Below are 19,760 nucleotides of genomic sequence, written 5' to 3' on the forward strand. Positions count from 1 at the left end.
ACGGGCGCGATAAGGAAGGGCGCATGAGCGAAGAGATCCTGATCAATATCACGCCGATGGAATCGCGCGTGGCGGTGGTGGAAAACGGTGTCCTTCAGGAAGTCCACGTCGAGCGCACGCTGCGCCGCGGGATAGTCGGCAACATCTACAAGGGCAAGGTGGTCCGCGTGTTGCCGGGGATGCAGGCGGCCTTCGTCGACATCGGCCTGGAGCGCGCGGCCTTCATCCACGCGGCGGAAATCTCCACCCGCGAGGGCAGCGCGGTGGAAAGCATCGGCGCCCTGGTCCACGAGGGCCAGAGCCTGGTGGTGCAGGTCACCAAGGACCCGATCGGCACCAAGGGCGCGCGCCTGACCACGCACCTGTCGATCCCCTCGCGCTACCTGGTGTACATGCCGCGCACCAGCCACGTCGGCATTTCCCTGAAGATCGAGGACGAGCAGGAGCGCGAGCGCCTCAAGCAGGTGGTGGCCAAGTGCGTCGAGGCCGAGGGCATCGTCGAGAAGGGCGGCTTCATCCTGCGCACCGCCGCCGAGGGCGCCGGGGAGGACGAAATCCTCGCCGACATCCGCTACCTGCGCCGGCTGTGGGACCAGATCGATGCGCAGATGCAGACGGTCGGCGCGCCGACGGTGATCTACGAGGACCTGTCCCTGGCCCAGCGCACCCTGCGCGACCTGGTCAACCCGCGCATCGAGAAGATCCGCGTGGATTCCCGGGAGAACTTCCAGAAGATCACGCAGTTCGTCGACGAACTCATGCCGGAAATCGCCGACCGCCTGGAGCACTACCCCGGCGAGCGGCCGATCTTCGACCTCTACGGCGTCGAGGACGAGATCCAGAAGGCCCTGGAGCGCAAGGTGCTGCTCAAGTCCGGCGGCTACCTGATCATCGACCCGACCGAGGCGATGACCACCATCGACGTCAACACCGGCGCCTTCGTCGGCCACCGCAACCTCGAAGAGACCATCTTCAAGACCAACCTCGAGGCCGCCACCGCCATCGCCCGCCAACTGCGCCTGCGCAACCTCGGCGGGATCATCATCATCGACTTCATCGACATGGAGGACGAGGAGCACCGCCGCCAGGTCCTGCGCACGCTGGAGAAGCAGCTCGAGCGCGACCACGCCAAGACCAACATCATCGGCATCACCGAGCTGGGCCTGGTGCAGATGACCCGCAAGCGCACCCGCGAGAGCCTGGTGCAGGTGCTCTGCGAGCCCTGCCCGTGCTGCCAGGGGCGCGGCATGCTGAAGACGCCGGAAACCATCTGCTACGAGATCTTCCGCGAGATTCTCCGTGAGGCCCGCGCCTACCAGGCCGATTCCTACGTGGTGCTGGCCAACCAGAAGGTGGTCGACCGCCTGCTCGACGAAGAGTCGGGCAACGTTGCCGATCTGGAGATGTTCATCGGGCGCACCATCAAGTTCCAGGTCGAGCCGATGTATTCCCAGGAGCAGTACGACGTGGTTCTGCTCTGAGGCGCGCGGCTGAGATGGACCGCTTCGGCCGCCTGTTCGCCCGCCTGCTGCGCCTGCTCCTGGGGCTCTGCGCCCTGGGCCTGGTGCTACTGGCGCTGTACGTCAGCCTGGGGCGCCAGTTGGCGCCGCTGGTGGCGGAATATCGCGAAGACCTGGCCGAGCAGGCCAGCGCGCGGCTGCACATGCCGGTGCGCATCGGCGCCCTGGAAGGCAGCTGGCGCGGCTTCGGCCCGATCATCACGGTGCGCGACATCCAGCTCGGCGAGGGCAGCGACGCCCTGCGCCTGGAGCAGGTGCGCCTGACCCCCGACCTCCCCGCCAGCCTGCTGGCGCGCCAGCCGCGCATCGACAGCCTGGAGCTGCAGGGGCTACACCTGAGCCTGCGCGAGGGCGAGGACGGCCACTGGCAGGTCGAGGGCCTGCCGGCCAGCCCGCAGGGCAGCGACCCGCGCCAGCTCGTCGACCTGCTGCTGACGCCGCGCCGCCTGTCGCTGCTGGACAGCCAACTGAGCCTGCTGCCGCGCGAGGGGCAGACGCTCAACCTGACCTATCTCGGCCTGACCCTGCACAGCGGCGTGTTCGGCCAGCGCCTGGACGGCCGCTTCAACCTGCCCGACGGCCAGCCGGTGGCGCTGCGGGTGGACACGCGCATCGACCGCGAGGACTGGAAGCGCAGCTCGGCCGACGCCTACCTCAGCCTGCCGCAGAGCGACTGGGCGAAGTGGCTGCCGGCGAGCCTGACGCGGCAATGGCGCATCCAGCGCCTGGAGGCCGGCGGCGAGTTCTGGGCGCGCATCGACAAGGGCCAGCCCAGCGCGGCGGTGGCCAGGCTCAATGCGCCGCAGGTGCAGGCCTCCTTCGATGGCCGCGAGGCGGTGAAGGTCGGCGACCTCGGCGTGGGGCTGTACTTCCAGCGCCAGGGCGAGGAAATGAGCCTGCGCGTCAGTGATCTGGCGGCCAACCTCGGCGAAAAGCGCTGGGGCGAGGCGGAACTGGAGCTGAACCGGCAGACCCGCGGCGAAGACCACTGGCGCCTGCGCGCCGACCGCCTGGACCTGGGCCCGCTGCTGCCGGTGGTGGAAAGCCTGGCGCCCTTGCCGGACAAGGCTGTGGAATGGCTGCAGGGCCTGGCGCCGCAGGGCGTGCTGCACCACCTCAACCTCGACTGGTGGCCGCAGCGCCAGGGCGCCGAGCGCCTGGCCTACGGCGTGAACCTGGAGAAGGTCGGCGTCAGCGCCTTCCACGAAGTGCCGGCGGTGGCCAACGTCGACGGCACCTTCAGCGGCAACCTCGGCGGCGGCCAGCTGGACGCCTCGGCCAAGGACTTCATGCTCCACCTGGCCACGCTGTTCCCCGAGCCGTGGCGCTTCCGCAGCGCCAACACGCGGCTGTTCTGGAAGTGGGACGACGAGGCCTTCACCCTCGGCAGCCACCTGATGAAGGTCGAGGGCGACGTCGGCCGCCTGGGCGGCGACATGCTGATCCGCCTGATGCACGACCACGACAAGGAAAGCTACATGGACCTGCGCGTGGGCCTGGAGGACGGCGACGGCAGCTACACCCCGCAGTTCCTGCCCACGGTGCTGCCGGAGATGAACAAGGACCTGGCCCGCTGGCTGGCCAGCGCCATCAAGGGCGGGCGCGTCGAGCAGGGCTACTTCCAGTGGCAGGGTTCGCTGAAAAAGGGCTCGGCGCCGGAAGACCACGCCATGAGCCTGTACTTCAAGGTCCACGACGGCGAGCTGGACTACCAGCCGGGCTGGCCGGCGCTGAGCCAGGCCGAGGGCGAGGTGCTGGTGGAGGACAGCGGCGTGCGCATCCGCGCGCAGTCCGGGCGCATCCTGCAGAGCCAGGTCCGCGACGTGCAGGTGGACATTCCCCACGTGCCCAAGGGCGAAGTCGCCCACCTGCACGTCGATGGCGACGTCGACAGCAGCCTGGGCGACGGCCTGAAGATCCTCCAGGACTCGCCCCTGGGCGTGCAGCAGGTCTTCGCCGGCTGGGAAGGCGAGGGCCCGCTCAAGGGCCACCTGAACCTGGACATCCCGCTGGCCAAGGAACAGGCGAAGCAGGCGCGGGTGGTGGTGGACTTCGCCACCGAGGGCACGCGCCTGAAGATCGCCAAGCCGGCCCTGGAACTGGCCCAGCTCAAGGGCGACTTCCGCTACGACACCAACAGCGGCCTGAGCGCCAAGGGCCTCAGCGCCCAGGCCCTGGGCAGCCGCGTCAGCGGCAGCATCCGCGCCGAGGGCAGCCCGGGCAAGCCGCGCACCCGCGTGCTGGTGGGCGGCCAGGTGGCGCTCAAGAGCCTGCTCGACTGGGGCGGCGTGAAGCAGGCCGTGCCGGCCGCCGGGCGCCTGCCGTTCCAGCTCGACCTGCTGCTCGACGGCCATGACAGCCAGTTGCAGGTCAATTCCGACCTCAAGGGACTGGCCATCGACCTGCCGGCCCCCTTTGGCAAGGCCGCCGACGAGACCCGCGCCAGCGACTGGCGCATGACCCTCGAAGGCCCCGAGCGGCGCTACTGGGCCAACTACGACAAGGTGGCCAGCCTGGCCTACGCCGCCCCCGCCGACAAACCCCTGGGCGGCCGCGGCACCCTGCGCCTGGGCGGCGACCCGGCGCTGCTGCCCAACTGGAGCGGGGTGCAGGTGCGCGGCAGCCTGGACACCCTGGACGTCGAGCAGTGGCAGGCGGTGCTGAAGAAGTACGGTATTGGCGGCGTGCCCAGCGATACCCAGGGCCTGCTGCGTGGTGCCGACCTGCAGATCGGCCATTTCCGCGGCTTCGGCACCAGCCTGGACAACTTCAAGCTCGACCTGGCGCGGATTTCCGGCGGTTGGCAACTGGGCGTCGACAGCGCCCCGCTGGCCGGCCAGGCGGTGTTCCCGGACAGCGGCCAGCGGCCCATCCAGATCAACCTGGCGCGCCTGGACCTGCCGAAGAACCCCACCAACGACCTGGCCGCCGCGCCGACCATCGCCCCCGACCCGCTGGAAAAGGTCGACCCGCGCAGCATTCCGGCGATGGACGTGGCCATCCGCCAGATCTCCCAGGGCGGCAAGCCCATCGGCGCCTGGAGCTTCAACGTGCGCCCGACCACCAGCGGCATCGCCTTCAACAGCCTCAAGCTCGACCTGCGCGGCCTCAAGGTCGGCGGGACGCTGCGCTGGGAAGGCCCGGTGGGCTCCACGCGCAGCACCTTCCAGGGGCGCCTGGAAGGCAAGAACCTGGCCGACGTGCTCAAGGCCTGGGACTTCGCCCCCACCGCCACCAGCGACCGCTTCAGCCTGGACATCGACGGCAACTGGCCCGGCTCGCCGGCCTACATCAGCCTGCGCCGCTTCGGCGGGCGCCTGGAAGCCGACATGCGCAAGGGCCAGTTCGTCGACGTCGAGGGCAGCGCCCAGGCCCTGCGGGTGTTCGGCCTGCTCAACTTCAACGCCATCAACCGCCGCCTGCGCCTGGACTTCTCCGACCTGTTCGGCAAGGGCCTGAGCTACGACCGCGTGCAGGGCGTGCTGGGCGCCACCAATGGCGTCTACCTCACCCGCGAGCCGATCAGGCTCACCGGGCCGTCCAGCAACATCGAGATGAACGGCACCCTGGACCTGGCCCACGATCAGATCGACGCCAAGCTGCTGGTGACCCTGCCGCTGACCAACAACCTGCCGCTGGCCGCGCTCATCGTCGGCGCGCCGGCGGTGGGCGGCGCGCTCTTCGTGGTGGACAAGCTGCTGGGCGACAGGGTGGCGCGCTTCGCCAGCGTGCAGTACCGCGTCAAGGGCCCCTGGCAGAACCCCGAGATCGCCTTCGACAAGCCGTTCGAGAAACCGCGGTGAGCAGAGCCGGCGGGCATCGGTTAGGATGAATCGCATCTGTCGTCGGAGAAACGCATGTCCCTCGCCGTGATCCAGATGGTCAGCCAGGACGACGTCCCGGCCAACCTCGCCGCCGCCCGTCGCCTGCTCGAACAGGCCGCCGAGGGCGGCGCGCGCCTCGCCGTGCTGCCGGAGAACTTCGCCGCCATGGGCCGCCGCGACCTGGCCGAGCTGGGCCGCGCCGAGGCCCTGGGCGAGGGCCCGATCCTGCCCTGGTTGAAAAGCGCCGCCCGCGACCTCAGGTTGTGGATAGTCGCCGGCACCCTGCCGCTGCCGCCGGACGGCCAGCCCGAAGCCAAGGCCAACGCCTGCTCGCTGCTGGTCGACGAGCGCGGCGAGCGGGTGGCGCGCTACGACAAGCTGCACCTGTTCGACGTGGACGTCGCCGATGCCCGCGGCCGCTACCGCGAGTCCGACGACTACGCCTTCGGCGGCCAGGTGGTGGTGGCCGACACGCCGGTCGGCCGGCTGGGCCTGACGGTGTGCTACGACCTGCGCTTCCCCGAGCTCTACACCCGGCTGCGCGAGGCCGGCGCCGAGCTGATCACGGCGCCCTCGGCCTTCACCGCGGTGACCGGCCAGGCGCACTGGGAAGTGCTGATCCGCGCCCGCGCCATCGAGACGCAGTGCTACGTGCTGGCGGCGGGGCAGGGCGGCACCCACCCGCGCGGCCGCGAGACCTGGGGCCAGTCGGCCATCGTCGACCCCTGGGGGCGCATCCTCGCCGAGCGCGACAAGGGCGAGGCGGTGCTGCTGGCCGAACGCGACAGTGAAGAACAAACGGCGCTCCGGCAACGCATGCCGGTGGTCCGCCATCGAAGATTCTACCCGCCGGCCGTACCCGGACCGGCGCCTACGGAGTAGCCATGAGCGAGTTGTTGTCATCCGTCAGCCAGCACCTGCTGGCCCCCGGCGGCCTGGACGTCGACGGCCTGCAGCCGATCCTGCACGAGCTGAGCGGCCCGGGCATCGACGCCGCCGACCTGTACTTCCAGAGCCAGGTGTCCGAGTCCTGGATGCTCGAGGACGGCATCGTCAAGGAAGGCAGCTTCCACATGGACCAGGGCGTGGGCGTGCGCGCCCAGTCCGGCGAGAAGACCGGCTTCGCCTACAGCAATGCCATCACCCCCGATGCCCTGTCCCAGGCGGCGCTCGCTGCGCGCTCGATCTCCCGGGCCGGGCAGAACGGTAGGGTGCAGGCGTTCAAGGCGGTCGCGCCGACGCGCCTGTACGCCGGCGAGAACCCGCTGGACGTGCTCAGCCGCGCCGAGAAGGTCGAGCTGCTGAAGAAGATCGACGCTGCCACCCGCGCCCTCGACCCGCGCATCCAGCAGGTCACCGTGAGCCTTGCCGGCGTCTGGGAGCAGGTCCTCATCGCTGCCGCCGACGGCTCCCTGGCCGCGGACATCCGCCCGCTGGTACGCTTCAACGTCAGCGTCATCGTCGAGCAGAACGGTCGCCGCGAGCGCGGCGGCCATGGCGGCGGCGGGCGCACCGACTATCGCTATTTCCTGTCTGAAGACCGCGCCATGTCCTACGCCCGCGAGGCGCTGCGCCAGGCTTTGGTCAACCTCGAAGCGGTCCCCGCGCCGGCCGGCACCCTGCCGGTGGTGATGGGCGCCGGCTGGTCCGGCGTGCTGCTGCACGAGGCGGTGGGCCACGGCCTGGAAGGCGACTTCAACCGCAAGGGCAGCTCGGCCTACAGCGGGCGCATCGGCGAGAAGGTGGCCTCCAGCCTGTGCACCATCGTCGACGACGGCACCCTGGCCGGGCGCCGCGGCTCGCTGTCGGTGGACGACGAGGGCACTCCCACGCAATACAACGTGCTGATCGAGAACGGCATCCTCAAGGGCTACATGCAGGACAAGCTCAACGCCCGCCTGATGGGCGTGGCGCGCACCGGCAACGGCCGCCGCGAGTCCTACGCGCACCTGCCGATGCCGCGCATGACCAACACCTACATGCTGGCCGGGCAGAGCGACCCGGCGGAGATCATCGCCTCGGTGGAGAAGGGCATCTACTGCGCCAACCTCGGCGGCGGCCAGGTGGACATCACCAGCGGCAAGTTCGTCTTCGCCACCAGCGAGGCCTACCTGATCGAGAACGGCAAGATCACCCGCCCGGTGAAGGGCGCGACCCTGATCGGCAACGGGCCGGAAGTGATGAGCCGGGTGTCCATGGTCGGCAACGACATGGCCCTGGACAGCGGCGTGGGCACCTGCGGCAAGGATGGCCAGTCGGTACCGGTGGGCGTCGGCCAGCCGACGCTGAAGATCGACGGCATCACCGTGGGCGGGACCGGCGCCTGAGGCGCCGGGGAGCATTTGGAAAGTCTGCTCACGGCCTCGCGAGCTAGAGCAGAACAAGGCAAAAACAGGTGAGGAAGCGCAGTTTACTGATGCTAAATGAGCATTTCTCACCTGTTTTTAACGCAGTTATGCCGACGCGCAGCAGGTCGTGGGTAGGCTTTCAGCGGAGGCCGCGCTTGAGCTCGTCTAGTTCGCGGATGTATTTGAAGATCTTCCGCGCCGCGGCCGGAGGCTTGTCGTGAGCGGCCTCGTGCTGGGCGTGGCGGATCAGTTGCAGCAGGTGCTGGCGGTCGCTGTCCGGGTATTCGGCGAAGAATGCGGAAAGGGCCTCGTCGCCGCCGGTGACGAGGCGGTCGCGCCAGCGCTCCAGGGCGTGGAAGCGCTCGTTGTACTGGCGCGTGGAGCTGTCGAGCTGGTCGAGCAGGGCGACGATGGCGTCGAGGTCCTGGTCGCGCATCAGCTTGCCGATGAACTGCCGGTGGCGTTTGCGGGCGGCATTGGCCTTGTGCTTGGGCGCCTCGTCGATGGCGCGGCGCAGCGGCTCGGTGAGCGGCAGGCGGTCGAGCATGTCCGGCTTGAGCGCGGTCAGGCGCTCGCCGAGGTCCTGCAGGGCGTGCAGCTCGCGTTTTACTTGCGACTTGCTCTTCTCTTCGAACAGCGAGTCGTCGTCTTGATATTCAGCCATGGCGGTGGTCCAGTGGAAAACGCCGCCATGATAACGAGTCGAGGGTCGCTTGTCCGGCCCGCCCGCGATGCCACGGGGCCCGTCGCCCCGGCCGCGGAACAGAACAGGAGAGTTTGGCAATGAGCGAACAGGCCAAGGCAGTCGGCCCCGAGGCACTTCCGGCGCTGCGCGAGCAGGTCGAGCGGATCGTCGCCGAGGCGAAGCGCCAGGGCGCCACGGGCTGCGAAGTGGCGGTGTCCCTGGAGCAGGGGCTGTCCACCAGCGTGCGCCAGCGCGAGGTCGAGACGGTCGAATTCAACCGCGACCAGGGCTTCGGCATCACCCTCTACGTCGGCCAGCGCAAGGGCTCGGCGAGCACCTCGGCGACTGGTGACGAGGCCATCCGCGAAACCGTGGCGGCGGCGCTGGCCATCGCCAGGCACACCTCGGAGGACGACTGCGCCGGCCTGGCCGATCCCGCGCTCATGGCCCGCGACCTCCCCGACCTGGACCTCTACCACGCCTGGTCGCTGACCCCGGACCAGGCCGTGGAGCGCGCGCTGGCCTGCGAAGCCGCGGCCTTCGACGCCGACCCGCGGGTGACCAAGGCCGACGGCACCACCCTGAACATCCACCATGGCTGCCGCGTCTATGGCAACAGCCATGGCTTCATCGGCGGCTACGCCAGCACCCGTCACAGCCTCAGCTGCGTGATGATCGCCGAGGGCGAGGGGCAGATGCAGCGCGACTACTGGTATGACGTGAAGCGCCGCGGCGAACTGCTGGACAGCCCGGAAAGCATCGGCCGCCGCGCCGCCCTGCGCGCCGCCAGCCGCCTGGGCGCGCGCCCGGTGCCGACCGCCGAGGTGCCGGTGCTGTTCGCCCCGGAGGTCGCCGTGGGCCTGTTCGGCCACTTCCTCGGCGCCATCTCCGGCGGCAGCCTGTACCGCAAGTCGTCGTTCCTCGAAGGCTGCCTGGGCCAGCGCCTGTTCCCCGAGTGGCTGACCCTCGACGAACGCCCGCTGCTGCCCGGCGCCCTGGGCAGCGCCTCGTTCGACAACGACGGCCTGGCCACCTACGCCAAGCCCTTCGTGGAGAACGGCACCCTGGTTTCCTACGTGCTCGGCACCTACTCCGGGCGCAAGCTGGGCATGCCCAGCACGGCCAACGCCGGCGGCGTGCACAACCTCTTCGTCAGCCACGGCGACGAGGACCAGAAGGCCCTGCTGCGGCGCATGGGCCGCGGCCTGCTGGTCACCGAGCTAATGGGGCAGGGCGTCAACCTGGTCACCGGCGACTACTCCCGCGGCGCCGGCGGCTACTGGGTGGAGAACGGCGAGATCCAGTTCCCGGTGCAGGAAGTCACCATTGCCGCCAACCTCAAGGACCTGTTCGCCAGCATCCTGGCCATCGGCAATGACGTGGAGAATCGCGGGAACCTGCATACCGGGTCGGTGCTGGTGGAAAGGATGATGGTGGCCGGGAACTGATAGCAGGCTGTGGTTCTGGAGAACGCCGTTTCCTGCCGAGGGAAGCGGCGTTTTTCTTTCCGTAATGGCTCTTCGTAGGAGCGAGCTTGCTCGCGAATGGCGTTCTGCCGGCTAGGCTCGGCGTTTGCTCCAAGAGCGCCCTCTCCCCAGCCCTCTCCCTGAAGGGAGAGGGGGCAGTCCGTGCCGAGAGGAGGAATGGTTTCAGCCGGTCATCTCTGTGCTAGCCGGCTAACGCCGAAACATCAGCATCTGCCCAACGGTTCCCTCTCCCTTCAGGGAGAGGGTTAGGGAGAGGGGCGGCCTTGATCCAATGCACCTCAGCCACCAGCAACTTCCCTTCGCAAGCAAGCCCACTCCTTACCATACGATCAGGCACGGCTTCTCGTAGGAGCGAGCTTGCTCGCGAACACACTTCGCTGCGGGGCCCATTCGCGAGCAAGCTCGCTCCTACGAAGAGCACCCGGCGCATACCACCCCCGATTTGCCCTACTCCCTTGCTCTGACTTGTATTTTCTTTCTCTCGTAACGATAATCAATCTCATTATCGTTCGAGAGCCAGCCATGTTTGTCGAAACCCACACCTCCCTGCTCGACCGCTGGTATCGCCTGGGCACCCGCATCCGCTGCGCGCTGGAGCCCGACGAGCCGCGCCTGCTGGAGCTCTACCTGTTCGAGACGCGCTACCTGGTGGCCTGGGAGCCGCTGCCGGCCTGGCAGTTGTTCGAGAAGAGCTTCCAGCTGCTGCTCGACACCGCCGCCGATGTCGCCTTGCCGTGGCATTGGCGCGGGCTCTGCCTCGACCACGCCTATCGCCCGCTCTGCGACCTGCGCCGCCTCGCCGGCGATGCCGAACGCAGGCAGCGCCTGCAACAGCTTTCGCGCCGGCTGGCCACGCAGCCGATGGCGCCTTCCCTGACGTACCACGACCTGTAAGCGAGAAAGCAGAATGACTGACAGCCGTATCGAACGCGACAGCATGGGTGAACTGGCGGTGCCGGCCGCGGCGCTGTATGGAGCCCAGACCCAGCGTGCGGTGAACAACTTCCCGGTCAGCGGCCAGCGCATGCCCGCCGCCTTCATCCGCGCGCTGCTGCTGGCCAAGGCCGCCGCGGCGCGGGCCAACGTCGCCCTGGAGCAACTGGATGCCGAGACCGGCGCGGCCATCGTCGCCGCCTGCGAGGAACTGCTGGCCGGCGACTTCCTCCAGCACTTCCCGGTGGACGTGTTCCAGACCGGCTCCGGCACCAGCTCCAACATGAACGCCAACGAGGTGGTGGCGACCCTCGCCGGCCGTCGCCTGGGCCGCGCGGTCAATCCCAACGACCAGGTCAACTGCGGGCAGAGCAGCAACGACATCATCCCCTCGACCATCCACATCAGCGCCGCCCTGGAAATCCACGAGCGCCTGCTGCCGGCGCTGCGCCACCTGCAGGCCACCCTCGAGCGCAAGGCCGGCGAGGTGCAGCAGTACGTCAAGACCGGGCGTACCCACCTGATGGACGCCATGCCGGTGCGCCTGAGCCAGGTGCTCGGCGGCTGGGCCCAGCAGGTACGCCAGGCCAGCGCCAACCTCGAGGCTCTGCAGCCGGCGCTGCAGCAACTGGCCCAGGGCGGCACCGCCGTCGGCACCGGGGTGAATGCCCACCCGCAGTTCTCCGCGCGCTTCTGCCAGGAACTCAACGGCCTGACCGGCCTGGCCTTCCGCCCGGGAGACGACTTCTTCGCGCTGATCGGCGCCCAGGACACCGCCGTGGCCGTCTCCGGCCAGCTCAAGACCCTTGCCGTGGCGCTGATGAAGGTCGCCAACGACCTGCGCTGGATGAACTCCGGCCCGCTCGCCGGCCTCGCCGAGATCGAGCTGGAAGCCCTGCAGCCGGGCTCCTCGATCATGCCCGGCAAGGTCAACCCGGTGATCCCCGAGGCCACCGCCATGGTCGCCGCCCAGGTGATCGGCAACGACGCCACCATCGCCGTGGCCGGGCAGTCCGGCAACTTCGAGCTGAACGTGATGCTGCCGGTGATCGCCGACAACCTGCTGCAGAGCATCCAGCTGCTGGGCAACGTCAGCCGCCTGCTGGCCGACAAGGCCATCGCCAGCTTCAGGGTCAACGAGGCGCGCCTGCGCGAAGCGCTGTCGCGCAACCCGATCCTGGTCACCGCGCTGAACCCGATCATCGGCTACCAGAAGGCCGCCGAGATCGCCAAGCAGGCCTACCGCGAGGGCCGCCCGATCATCGAGGTGGCGCTGGAGAACACCGATCTCGGCCGCGAGCGCCTGGAGGCCCTGCTGGACCCCGAGAAACTCACCGCCGGCGGCCTCTGAGGCCGCTTCACCATGGAGGTATGTGACATGCGCCATTGGCAACAGACCATCGAACTGGGCAACCGCTGCTTCATCCGCAACGAGTTGATCGATGCCCGCGAGCACTACCTCCACGCCCTGGCCCACGCCCAGTTGCTGCTGGGCCGCTGGCACGACCCGGACGAGGCGGTGATGGCTTTCGTCATCTCCCACCACAACCTGGGCGACCTGCACGTGCAGCTGGGCCAGCCGGAAGAGGCCGCCGAATACCTGTGCAACTGCCACGAGCGGCTGCTGGAGCTGAGCATCGACCCGCGGCAGAGCCGCGACATGCGCGAGGCCGCGCTGCGCCACAGCCGGCGCAGCTACCTCGAACTGCTCAACTTCATCGGCGAGCACGGCAACTACCCGCGCACCCGCGAGCTGCTGCACCAGCAGGGCGAAGTGGAGCTGCGCCCCGGCCTCTTCGCCACCCCGCAATCCATGCGCTACCACTAGGAGCGACCATGCCCCACAGTCTTCCCGCCTTGCCCTACGCCTACGACGCCCTGGAGCCGCACATCGATGCGCGGACCATGGAGATCCACCACAGCAAGCACCACCAGACCTACGTCAACAACCTGAACGCCGCGCTGGAGGGCACGCCCTTCGCCGAACTGCCGGTGGAAGAACTGCTGCAGCAGCTCAACCGCCTGCCGGAGAAGCTGCTCGGCGCGGTGATCAACAACGGCGGCGGCCATGCCAACCATTCGCTGTTCTGGCAGGTGATGTCGCCGAGCGGCGGCGGCGAGCCCGACGGCGCCCTGGCCCGCGCCATCGAGACCGAGCTGGGCGGCTACGCGGCCTTCCGCGAGGCCTTCACCAAGGCCGCGCTGACCCGCTTCGGCAGCGGCTGGGCCTGGCTCTGCGTCGACCGCCAGGGCCGCCTGAAGGTGGAAAGCAGCGCCAACCAGGACAGCCCGCTGATGCAGGACCTGATCCCCATCCTCGGCCTGGATGTCTGGGAGCACGCTTACTACCTGCAGTACCAGAACCGCCGGCCGGAATATATCGCGGCCTTCTACGAGGTCGTCGACTGGCCGGAAGTGGCGCGCCGCTACCGCCTGGCCCTGGAGCAGCGGGGGCTCGCCTGATGCCCGCCGCGGAAGTGACGCCATGCGCCCGCTAGAGGCAGGCGCGCGGCAGGGCGGCGCGCGCAGCCTGCGCTGGCTGCTCGGCCTGGGGATAGTGCTGCTGGGCAGCGGCCTGCTGTTCAACCACCTGTTGCTGCTGGCGCGCCTGCAATTGCCGGCGCCGCTGTACCAGGCGCTGAGCGGCGGCCTGATCTGCGCCCTGGGCACCGCCCTGGGCGCCGTGCCCGTGCTGCTGATCCGCAGCATGCCGGCGCGGGTCGCCGATACCCTGCTGGGCTTCGGCGCCGGGGTGATGCTGGCGGCGACGGCCTTTTCCCTGCTGCTGCCGGCCCTGGAGGCGGTCGAGGCGGGCGGTCGCTCGCCGTTGTACGCCGCGTTGCTGGTCAGCTTCGGCATGGCATTGGGCGTGCTGGGGCTGATGCTGGCCGGGCGGATGCTGGACGATGCCCAGCATGACCTGGACGACGCGCCGACCCCCGCCATTCCCGCCCGCATCCTGCTGTTCGTCGCGGCCATCGTCCTGCACAACATTCCCGAGGGCATGGCCGTGGGCGTTGCCGCCGGCGGCGAGGTCCAGGGCGCCGGCGGCCTGGCGCTGGGCATCGCCCTGCAGGACGTGCCCGAAGGCTTGGCCATCGCTCTGGTGCTGGCCGGCGCGGGGATGTCGCGGGTGCGGGCGATGCTGGCCGGCGCGGCTTCCGGGCTGGTCGAGCCGCTGTTCGCGGTGCTCTGCGCCTGGCTGGTGGGGGTGTCGCGGATGCTGCTGCCCTGGGGCCTGGCCCTGGCGGCGGGGGCGATGCTCTACGTGGTGGTGCGGGAGATCATTCCCGAATCGCAGCGGCGCGGCTATGCCGGGGAGGCGACCCTGGGCCTGATCGTCGGCTTCTGCCTGATGATGGTGCTGGATACGTCGCTGGGCTAGCGCCCGGCGCGGTGCGGACGGGCGGTCACTCGCCTTCGTCGAAGTAGTTGTTGATCAGGTCGACGAGAGCCTGCAGGGCCTCGTCGGCCTGCTCGCCCTCGGCGTTCAGGTGCAGGTTGGTGCCCTTGCCCGCGGCCAGCATCATCACCGCCATGATGCTCTTGCCATCCACCGTGCTCTCCGGGCTGCGACCGACGCGGACCTGGCACGGGAAGCGGCCGGCCACGCCGACGAATTTGGCCGCCGCGCGGGCGTGCAGGCCGAGCTTGTTGATGATGGTGATCTCGAGGGCGGGCATCGCGAGGGGGCTGTCCTTTCGTTATCTGCTGCTAGCTCAGGTCGCGGTGGCGAATCTGCACGTTCTTCAGGGTGGCTTTCAGGGCATTGCCGATGCGCTCGGCGAGGTAGACCGAGCGATGATGGCCGCCCGTGCAGCCGATGGCAATGGTGACGTAGGCGCGGTTGCTGGCGGCGAAGCGCGGCAGCCATTTGTTCAGGTAGCCCAGGGTGTCCTGGTACATCTCTTCCACGTCGGGCTGCTCGGCGAGATATTCCTGCACGCCCTTGTCCAGGCCCGACTGCTCGCGCAGCTCGGGTTTCCAGTAGGGGTTGGGCAGGCAGCGCACGTCGAACACCAGGTCGGCGTCCACCGGCATGCCGCGCTTGAAGCCGAACGACTCGACGAGGAAGGCGGTGCCCGGCTCGGGTTTGTTCAGCAGGCGCAGCTTGATGACGTCGCGCAACTGGTAGAGGTTGAGGCTGGTGGTGTTCAGCTTGAGGTCGGCGAGGTCGGCGATCGGGCTGAGCAGTTGCTCCTCGTCGGCGATGGCCTCGGCGAGGGAGCGGGTGTCGGTGGTCAGCGGGTGGCGCCGGCGCGTCTCGGAGAAGCGCTTGAGCAGCGTCTCGTCGTCGGCGTCCAGGTACAGCACGTCGCACTGGATGTGCTTGTCGCGGGCTTCCTGCAGCAGCTCGGGGAAGCGCTTGAGCTGGCTGGGCAGGTTGCGCGCGTCGATCGACACGGCCACCTGCGGGTGCATCAGCTCGGTGTGCAGCAGTGCGCGCTGGGCCAGGTCCGGCAGCAGGCTGGCCGGCAGGTTGTCGATGCAGTAGAAGCCGTTGTCCTCGAGGACGTTGAGGGCAGTGCTCTTGCCGGAGCCGGAACGGCCGCTGACGATGATCAGGCGCATACTAGTGGCCGTTCTGCACTTCCACGACTATCTGGTACAGCGCCTCGCCATCGCTCGCGCGGCGCAGGCGTTCGCGCACCTCGGAACGGTCGAGCATCGAGGCGATCTGGCGCAGCAGCTCCAGGTGCTCCTCGGTGGCCGCTTCGGGTACCAGCAGGACGAACACCAGGTCGACCGGGGCGCCGTCGAGGGCGTCGAAGTCCACCGGCGCATCGAGGTGAAGAATGGCGCTGATCGGCGCCTTGCAGCCGGTCAGGCGGCAGTGGGGAATGGCGATGCCATTGCCGAAGCCGGTGGAGCCCAGGCGTTCGCGGGCCACCAGGCTTTCGAAGATGTCTTGCGCGTCGAGGCCGGGAAGGTCTTTCACGACCAGGTTGGCGATCTGTTCGAGTACGCGCTTCTTGCTGCCGCCCGGCACGTTCACCAGGGAACGGCCGGGGGACAGGATCTGCTCAAGTCGGATCATAGGGGAGGGGGGTTAGCGGACTCCAACGCCCTGTTGGCGTTCGAGGTACTTTTCCTTGTGTTTGATCAGTTGTCGATCGAGTTTGTCGGTCAGCAGGTCGATGGCGGCGTACATGTCTTCGTGTTCTGCACAGGCCACGACTTCGCCACCGGAAATGTGCAGCGTGGCTTCGATACGCTGTTTCAGCTTTTCGACCTCCATGATGACCTGAACATTGGTGATCTTGTCGAAGTGGCGCTCCAGTCGGCCGAGTTTCTCGACCACGTAGTCGCGCAGGGCGTCGGTCACATCCAGTTGATGGCCACTGATGTTGACTTGCATACCGCTTTCTCCTTATTGCCCGTGTATAAGTGGCAGGTTATGGGGCCTGCCGCCGGAACACCTTGGCTTGGGTCAATCAGACCAGTCGCTTGCGCTCGCTCGATGGAGCTATTCCGAGAGATTCCCGGTACTTGGCGACTGTCCGACGTGCCACTTGAATGCCCTGTGCCTCCAGTAAACCAGCGATCTTGCTGTCGCTCAACGGCTTTTTCGGACTTTCTGCCGCGACCAGTTTCTTGATGATCGCGCGGATCGCCGTGGACGAGCATTCGCCGCCCTCGGAAGTGCTCACGTGGCTGGAGAAGAAGTACTTCAGCTCGAAGATGCCGCGCGGGGTGTGCATGAATTTCTGCGTGGTGACCCGCGAGATGGTCGACTCGTGCATGCCCACCGCCTCGGCGATGTCGTGCAGGACCAGCGGCTTCATGGCCTCCTCGCCGTACTCGAGGAAACCGCGCTGGTGCTCGACGATCTGCGTCGCCACCTTCATCAGCGTCTCGTTGCGGCTCTGCAGGCTCTTGATGAACCAGCGGGCTTCCTGCAACTGGTTGCGCATGAAGGTGTTGTCGGCGCTGGAGTCGGCGCGGCGCACCAGGCCGGCATACTGCGAGTTGACGCGCAGGCGCGGCACCGCTTCCTGGTTCAGCTCCACCAGCCAGCGCTCGTTGTGCTTGCGCACTATCACGTCCGGCACCACGTACTCGGCCTCGCCGGACTCGATCTGCGAACCCGGGCGCGGGTGCAGCGACTGGATCAGCTCGATGGTCTCGCGCAGCTCGTCTTCCTTGAGCTTCATGCGCCGCATCAGCTGGGTGTAGTCGCGGCTGCCGAGCAGGTCGAGGTGGTCGGCGACCAGGCGCAGGGCCTCGCTCAGCAGGTGGGTGTTGGCGGGCATCTGGCGCAGCTGCAGCAGCAGGCATTCGCGCAGGTTGCGCGCGCCGACGCCGGCCGGCTCCATCTGCTGGATGCGCCGCAGCACCACTTCCACCTCGTCCATCTCGATGCCCAGCTCGGGGTCGAGGGAGGTGAGGATGTCCTCCAGGGACTCTTCCAGGTAGCCGTCGTTGTTGATGCCGTCGATGATGCTCAGGGCCACCAGGCGGTCGCTGTCGGACATGGGGCAGAGGTTCAGCTGCCACAGCAGGTGGCTCTGCAGGCTTTCGCCGGCGGAGGTGCGGGCGGTGAAGTCCCATTCGTCGTCGTCGTTGCTGGGCAGGCTGCTGGCGCTGGTCTGGTAGACGTCTTCCCAGGCGGTGTCGACCGGCAGCTCGTTGGGGATGCGCTCGGCCCACTGGTCTTCGTCCAGGCTGTCGGCGCTGGGCGTGGTGGTTTCCTGGAAGCTTTCGCTCTGCGAGTTGACGTTGGTATTGGTGGGGGTTTCCGCGCCCTCGGCGTAGGGGTCGCTACCGTCGAAGTCTTCGCCTTCTTCCTGGCGCTCGAGCATCGGGTTGGATTCCAGCGCCTCCTGAATCTCCTGTTGCAGATCCAGGGTGGAGAGTTGGAGCAGTCGGATGGCCTGTTGCAGCTGCGGAGTCATCGTCAGCTGCTGGCCCATCTTGAGGACGAGCGATGGTTTCATGGCTGGAACTTGGCACCTTGTCCGCGGGCGTGTAGCGCACCCAATCCACGACTACGGGCGCCTGGACCCAAATTCCCGGACGCCGCTAGGAAGCAAATTATATGCCTGAATTCTCAGACTTTGCCTAGGGGCGTTTGCGCATAATTCGCTGCCTGTCCGTCGGCGCGACATGAGGTTGCGCCCCGGCGCGACGGCCGGGGCAGGACTTCAGAGGCGGAACTCGTGGCCCAGGTAGACTTCCTTGACCAGTTCGTTGGCCAGGATGGCCGCGGAATCGCCCTCGGCGATCAACTGGCCGTCGTTGACGATGTAGGCTGTCTCGCAGATGTCCAGGGTCTCGCGCACGTTGTGGTCGGTGATGAGCACGCCGATGCCCTTGGCCTTGAGGTGGTGGATGATCTGCTTGATGTCGCCCACCGAGATCGGGTCGACGCCGGCGAAGGGCTCGTCGAGGAGGATGAACTTCGGCGAGCTGGCCAGGGCGCGGGCGATCTCCACGCGGCGGCGCTCGCCGCCGGACAGGCTCATGCCGAGGTTGTCGCGGATGTGGTGGATGTGGAACTCCTCCAGAAGGCCTTCCAGGGCCTCCTTGCGGCCGTTGCGGTCGAGGTCGGAACGGGTCTCGAGGATGGCGCCGATGTTGTCCGCCACCGACAGCTTGCGGAAGATCGAGGCTTCCTGCGGCAGGTAGCCGATGCCGGCGCGGGCGCGGCCGTGCATGGGCAGGTTGGTGACGTCCTGCTCGTCGATGCGGACCACGCCCTGGTCGGCGCGGACCAGGCCGACGATCATGTAGAAGCAGGTGGTCTTGCCGGCGCCGTTGGGGCCGAGCAGGCCGACGATCTGCCCGCTGTCGATGCTCATGCTGACATCGCGGACGACCTGGCGACCCTTGTAGCTCTTGGCGAGGTGCTGTGCGGTGAGCGTGGCCATTACTGGGCTTGATCCTGCTTCTTCTTGGGCTGGATGACCATGTCGATGCGCGGGCGCGGGGTGGTCACCTGGGTGCCGGTGGCGCGGCCGGCGTTGACGATCTGCCGTTCGGTGTCGTAGACGACCTTCTCGCCTTCGAAGGTGTTGCCTTCCTGGATCACCTTGGCCTGGTCGATCAGGATCACCCGGTTCTGGGTGACGAAGTACTGGATGGTCAGGCCGTAGGCCTTGGTGATTTCCTTGTCCGGCGCCGGCTTCTGCTCGAAATAGGCGGGCTTGCCGACCGAGGTGACCACCTCGATCTCGCCGTCCTTGTTCTGCTTGAGGGTGACGGTGTTGCCGGTCAGCTTCATGCTGCCCTGGGTCACCACCACGTCGCCGCGGTACACGGCGACGCCCTGCTTGTCGTCCAGTTCGGCGCTGTCGGCCTGCACGCGGATCGGCTGCTCGCGATCCGTCGGCAGCGCCCAGCCAGCGCTGCTGCCCAGGGCGGCGACGAGGCCGAGGAAAAGGGGGAAGGTTTTAACGAACCTCATGCTGACCTCTTACGTTGGACAGCAGGGTCATCCGGCTGTCTTTCAGATACGCTTTCATGCCTACCGCCGTGGTCACCCCTTGGGGCTCGGTGATCTTAACGGGTTGACTGGTCTCGGCATAATCCTTGTCCGGGAACACCGTCATGCGCGTGGTGGTGAGCAGCAGGGTGCGGTTCTGCGCGTCGGTGCGCTGGACCCGGACGTTGTCGATCAGTTCGACCTGCTTGCCTTCCGGACCCACCTCGGCGCGCACGCTCTGCACGTGCCACGGCTGCGGCTCGCCCTCGCGGAAGAAGAACAGGTCCGGCGTGGTGACGTTGGTGACGTCGGTGGCTTTCATGTGCTCCAGGCGATCGGCGGTCATCTCGTAGGCCAGGCTGCCGTCCTCGCGGTACTGCAGGCTGTGGGCATTGGCCGCGTAGAAATCGATGGCGTCGTTGCTCGGCGCGACCTGGCGCTCGTTGAAGTCCAGGCGCACGTTCCAGTAGTAGCCCAGTGCGACCAGCAGGACCGCGATCAGGGCGAGGAGGAGCTTCTGGCGAAGGGTCTTCGGCAT

The 19,760-nt window shown here is 67.9% G+C and carries 19 protein-coding genes; 10 read left to right on the top strand and 9 right to left on the bottom strand.

The features are described from left to right. Positions 1-23 precede the first annotated feature (23 nt). From rng to tldD, 4 genes are read left to right on the top strand one after another with little or no spacing between them, the layout of a single operon-like run. Positions 24-1,481 carry a ribonuclease G gene (rng, locus tag IG194_RS20330; protein ID WP_009617773.1) on the top strand — a complete coding sequence of 486 codons (1,458 nt, stop codon included), beginning with the start codon at positions 24-26 and terminating at the stop codon, positions 1,479-1,481. Positions 1,482-1,495: 14 nt separating this feature from the next. Further along, a complete protein-coding gene (locus IG194_RS20335; RefSeq protein ID WP_058488594.1) occupies positions 1,496-5,323 on the top strand; it encodes a YhdP family protein in 3,828 nt (1,275 codons plus the stop codon). A gap of 54 nt (positions 5,324-5,377) precedes the next feature. Further along, positions 5,378-6,226, top strand: coding sequence for a carbon-nitrogen hydrolase family protein (locus tag IG194_RS20340; protein WP_058488595.1), 849 nt, complete (start codon positions 5,378-5,380; stop codon positions 6,224-6,226). A gap of 2 nt (positions 6,227-6,228) precedes the next feature. After that, the gene (gene tldD, locus IG194_RS20345; RefSeq protein ID WP_009617779.1) at positions 6,229-7,671 is read left to right on the top strand and encodes a metalloprotease TldD; all 1,443 of its coding nucleotides are present in this window, start codon (positions 6,229-6,231) and stop codon (positions 7,669-7,671) included. A gap of 160 nt (positions 7,672-7,831) precedes the next feature. On the opposite strand, the gene yjgA is transcribed toward tldD, so the two are convergent. After that, a complete protein-coding gene (gene yjgA / locus IG194_RS20350) occupies positions 7,832-8,356 on the bottom strand; it encodes a ribosome biogenesis factor YjgA (protein ID WP_009617781.1) in 525 nt (174 codons plus the stop codon). 119 nt (positions 8,357-8,475) lie between these two features. Between yjgA and pmbA the strand changes: the two genes are divergently transcribed. The 6 genes from pmbA to IG194_RS20380 all read left to right on the top strand — a co-directional run bounded on the left by pmbA (position 8,476) and on the right by IG194_RS20380 (position 14,182). Continuing rightward, the gene (gene pmbA, locus IG194_RS20355; protein ID WP_043272348.1) at positions 8,476-9,825 is read left to right on the top strand and encodes a metalloprotease PmbA; all 1,350 of its coding nucleotides are present in this window, start codon (positions 8,476-8,478) and stop codon (positions 9,823-9,825) included. A 561-nt stretch (positions 9,826-10,386) separates the two neighbouring features. After that, positions 10,387-10,758: a hypothetical protein gene (locus IG194_RS20360; RefSeq protein ID WP_009617785.1), complete on the top strand. Its 372-nt coding sequence runs from the start codon at positions 10,387-10,389 to the stop codon at positions 10,756-10,758. A gap of 13 nt (positions 10,759-10,771) precedes the next feature. Further along, complete coding sequence (gene fumC / locus IG194_RS20365; RefSeq protein WP_058488596.1) at positions 10,772-12,148, top strand: class II fumarate hydratase FumC; 1,377 nt, start codon at positions 10,772-10,774, stop codon at positions 12,146-12,148. A 27-nt stretch (positions 12,149-12,175) separates the two neighbouring features. Further along, a complete protein-coding gene (locus IG194_RS20370; RefSeq protein WP_009617791.1) occupies positions 12,176-12,625 on the top strand; it encodes a tetratricopeptide repeat protein in 450 nt (149 codons plus the stop codon). A gap of 8 nt (positions 12,626-12,633) precedes the next feature. Then, positions 12,634-13,260, top strand: a complete 627-nt coding sequence (locus IG194_RS20375) for a superoxide dismutase (RefSeq protein WP_058488597.1) — start codon at positions 12,634-12,636, stop codon at positions 13,258-13,260. A gap of 22 nt (positions 13,261-13,282) precedes the next feature. Beyond that, positions 13,283-14,182 carry a ZIP family metal transporter gene (locus IG194_RS20380; RefSeq protein WP_058488598.1) on the top strand — a complete coding sequence of 300 codons (900 nt, stop codon included), beginning with the start codon at positions 13,283-13,285 and terminating at the stop codon, positions 14,180-14,182. A gap of 25 nt (positions 14,183-14,207) precedes the next feature. Here IG194_RS20380 and IG194_RS20385 read toward each other — a convergent pair whose 3' ends face one another. From IG194_RS20385 to lptC, 8 genes are all read right to left on the bottom strand, one after another. After that, a complete protein-coding gene (locus tag IG194_RS20385) occupies positions 14,208-14,480 on the bottom strand; it encodes an HPr family phosphocarrier protein (protein ID WP_009617794.1) in 273 nt (90 codons plus the stop codon). A gap of 31 nt (positions 14,481-14,511) precedes the next feature. After that, complete coding sequence (gene rapZ / locus IG194_RS20390; RefSeq protein WP_058071418.1) at positions 14,512-15,369, bottom strand: RNase adapter RapZ; 858 nt, start codon at positions 15,367-15,369, stop codon at positions 14,512-14,514. A gap of 1 nt (position 15,370) precedes the next feature. Beyond that, positions 15,371-15,835, bottom strand: coding sequence for a PTS IIA-like nitrogen regulatory protein PtsN (gene ptsN, locus IG194_RS20395; protein WP_043272351.1), 465 nt, complete (start codon positions 15,833-15,835; stop codon positions 15,371-15,373). Positions 15,836-15,847: 12 nt separating this feature from the next. Continuing rightward, the gene (hpf, locus tag IG194_RS20400) at positions 15,848-16,156 is read right to left on the bottom strand and encodes a ribosome hibernation-promoting factor, HPF/YfiA family (protein WP_009617801.1); all 309 of its coding nucleotides are present in this window, start codon (positions 16,154-16,156) and stop codon (positions 15,848-15,850) included. A 76-nt stretch (positions 16,157-16,232) separates the two neighbouring features. Beyond that, on the bottom strand, positions 16,233-17,735 hold the full coding sequence (locus IG194_RS20405) for an RNA polymerase factor sigma-54 (RefSeq protein WP_024128165.1): 1,503 nt from the start codon (positions 17,733-17,735) through the stop codon (positions 16,233-16,235). Between the two features lie 207 nt (positions 17,736-17,942). Next, complete coding sequence (gene lptB / locus IG194_RS20410; RefSeq protein ID WP_058071416.1) at positions 17,943-18,668, bottom strand: LPS export ABC transporter ATP-binding protein; 726 nt, start codon at positions 18,666-18,668, stop codon at positions 17,943-17,945. Continuing rightward, positions 18,668-19,204: a lipopolysaccharide transport periplasmic protein LptA gene (gene lptA, locus IG194_RS20415; RefSeq protein WP_009617806.1), complete on the bottom strand. Its 537-nt coding sequence runs from the start codon at positions 19,202-19,204 to the stop codon at positions 18,668-18,670. Before lptA ends, lptB begins: the two co-directional genes overlap by 1 nt. Beyond that, positions 19,191-19,760, bottom strand: a complete 570-nt coding sequence (gene lptC / locus IG194_RS20420) for an LPS export ABC transporter periplasmic protein LptC (RefSeq protein WP_009617808.1) — start codon at positions 19,758-19,760, stop codon at positions 19,191-19,193. Before lptC ends, lptA begins: the two co-directional genes overlap by 14 nt.

This window comes from Pseudomonas sp. ADPe (assembly GCF_014843515.1).
Taxonomy (GTDB): domain Bacteria; phylum Pseudomonadota; class Gammaproteobacteria; order Pseudomonadales; family Pseudomonadaceae; genus Pseudomonas; species Pseudomonas citronellolis.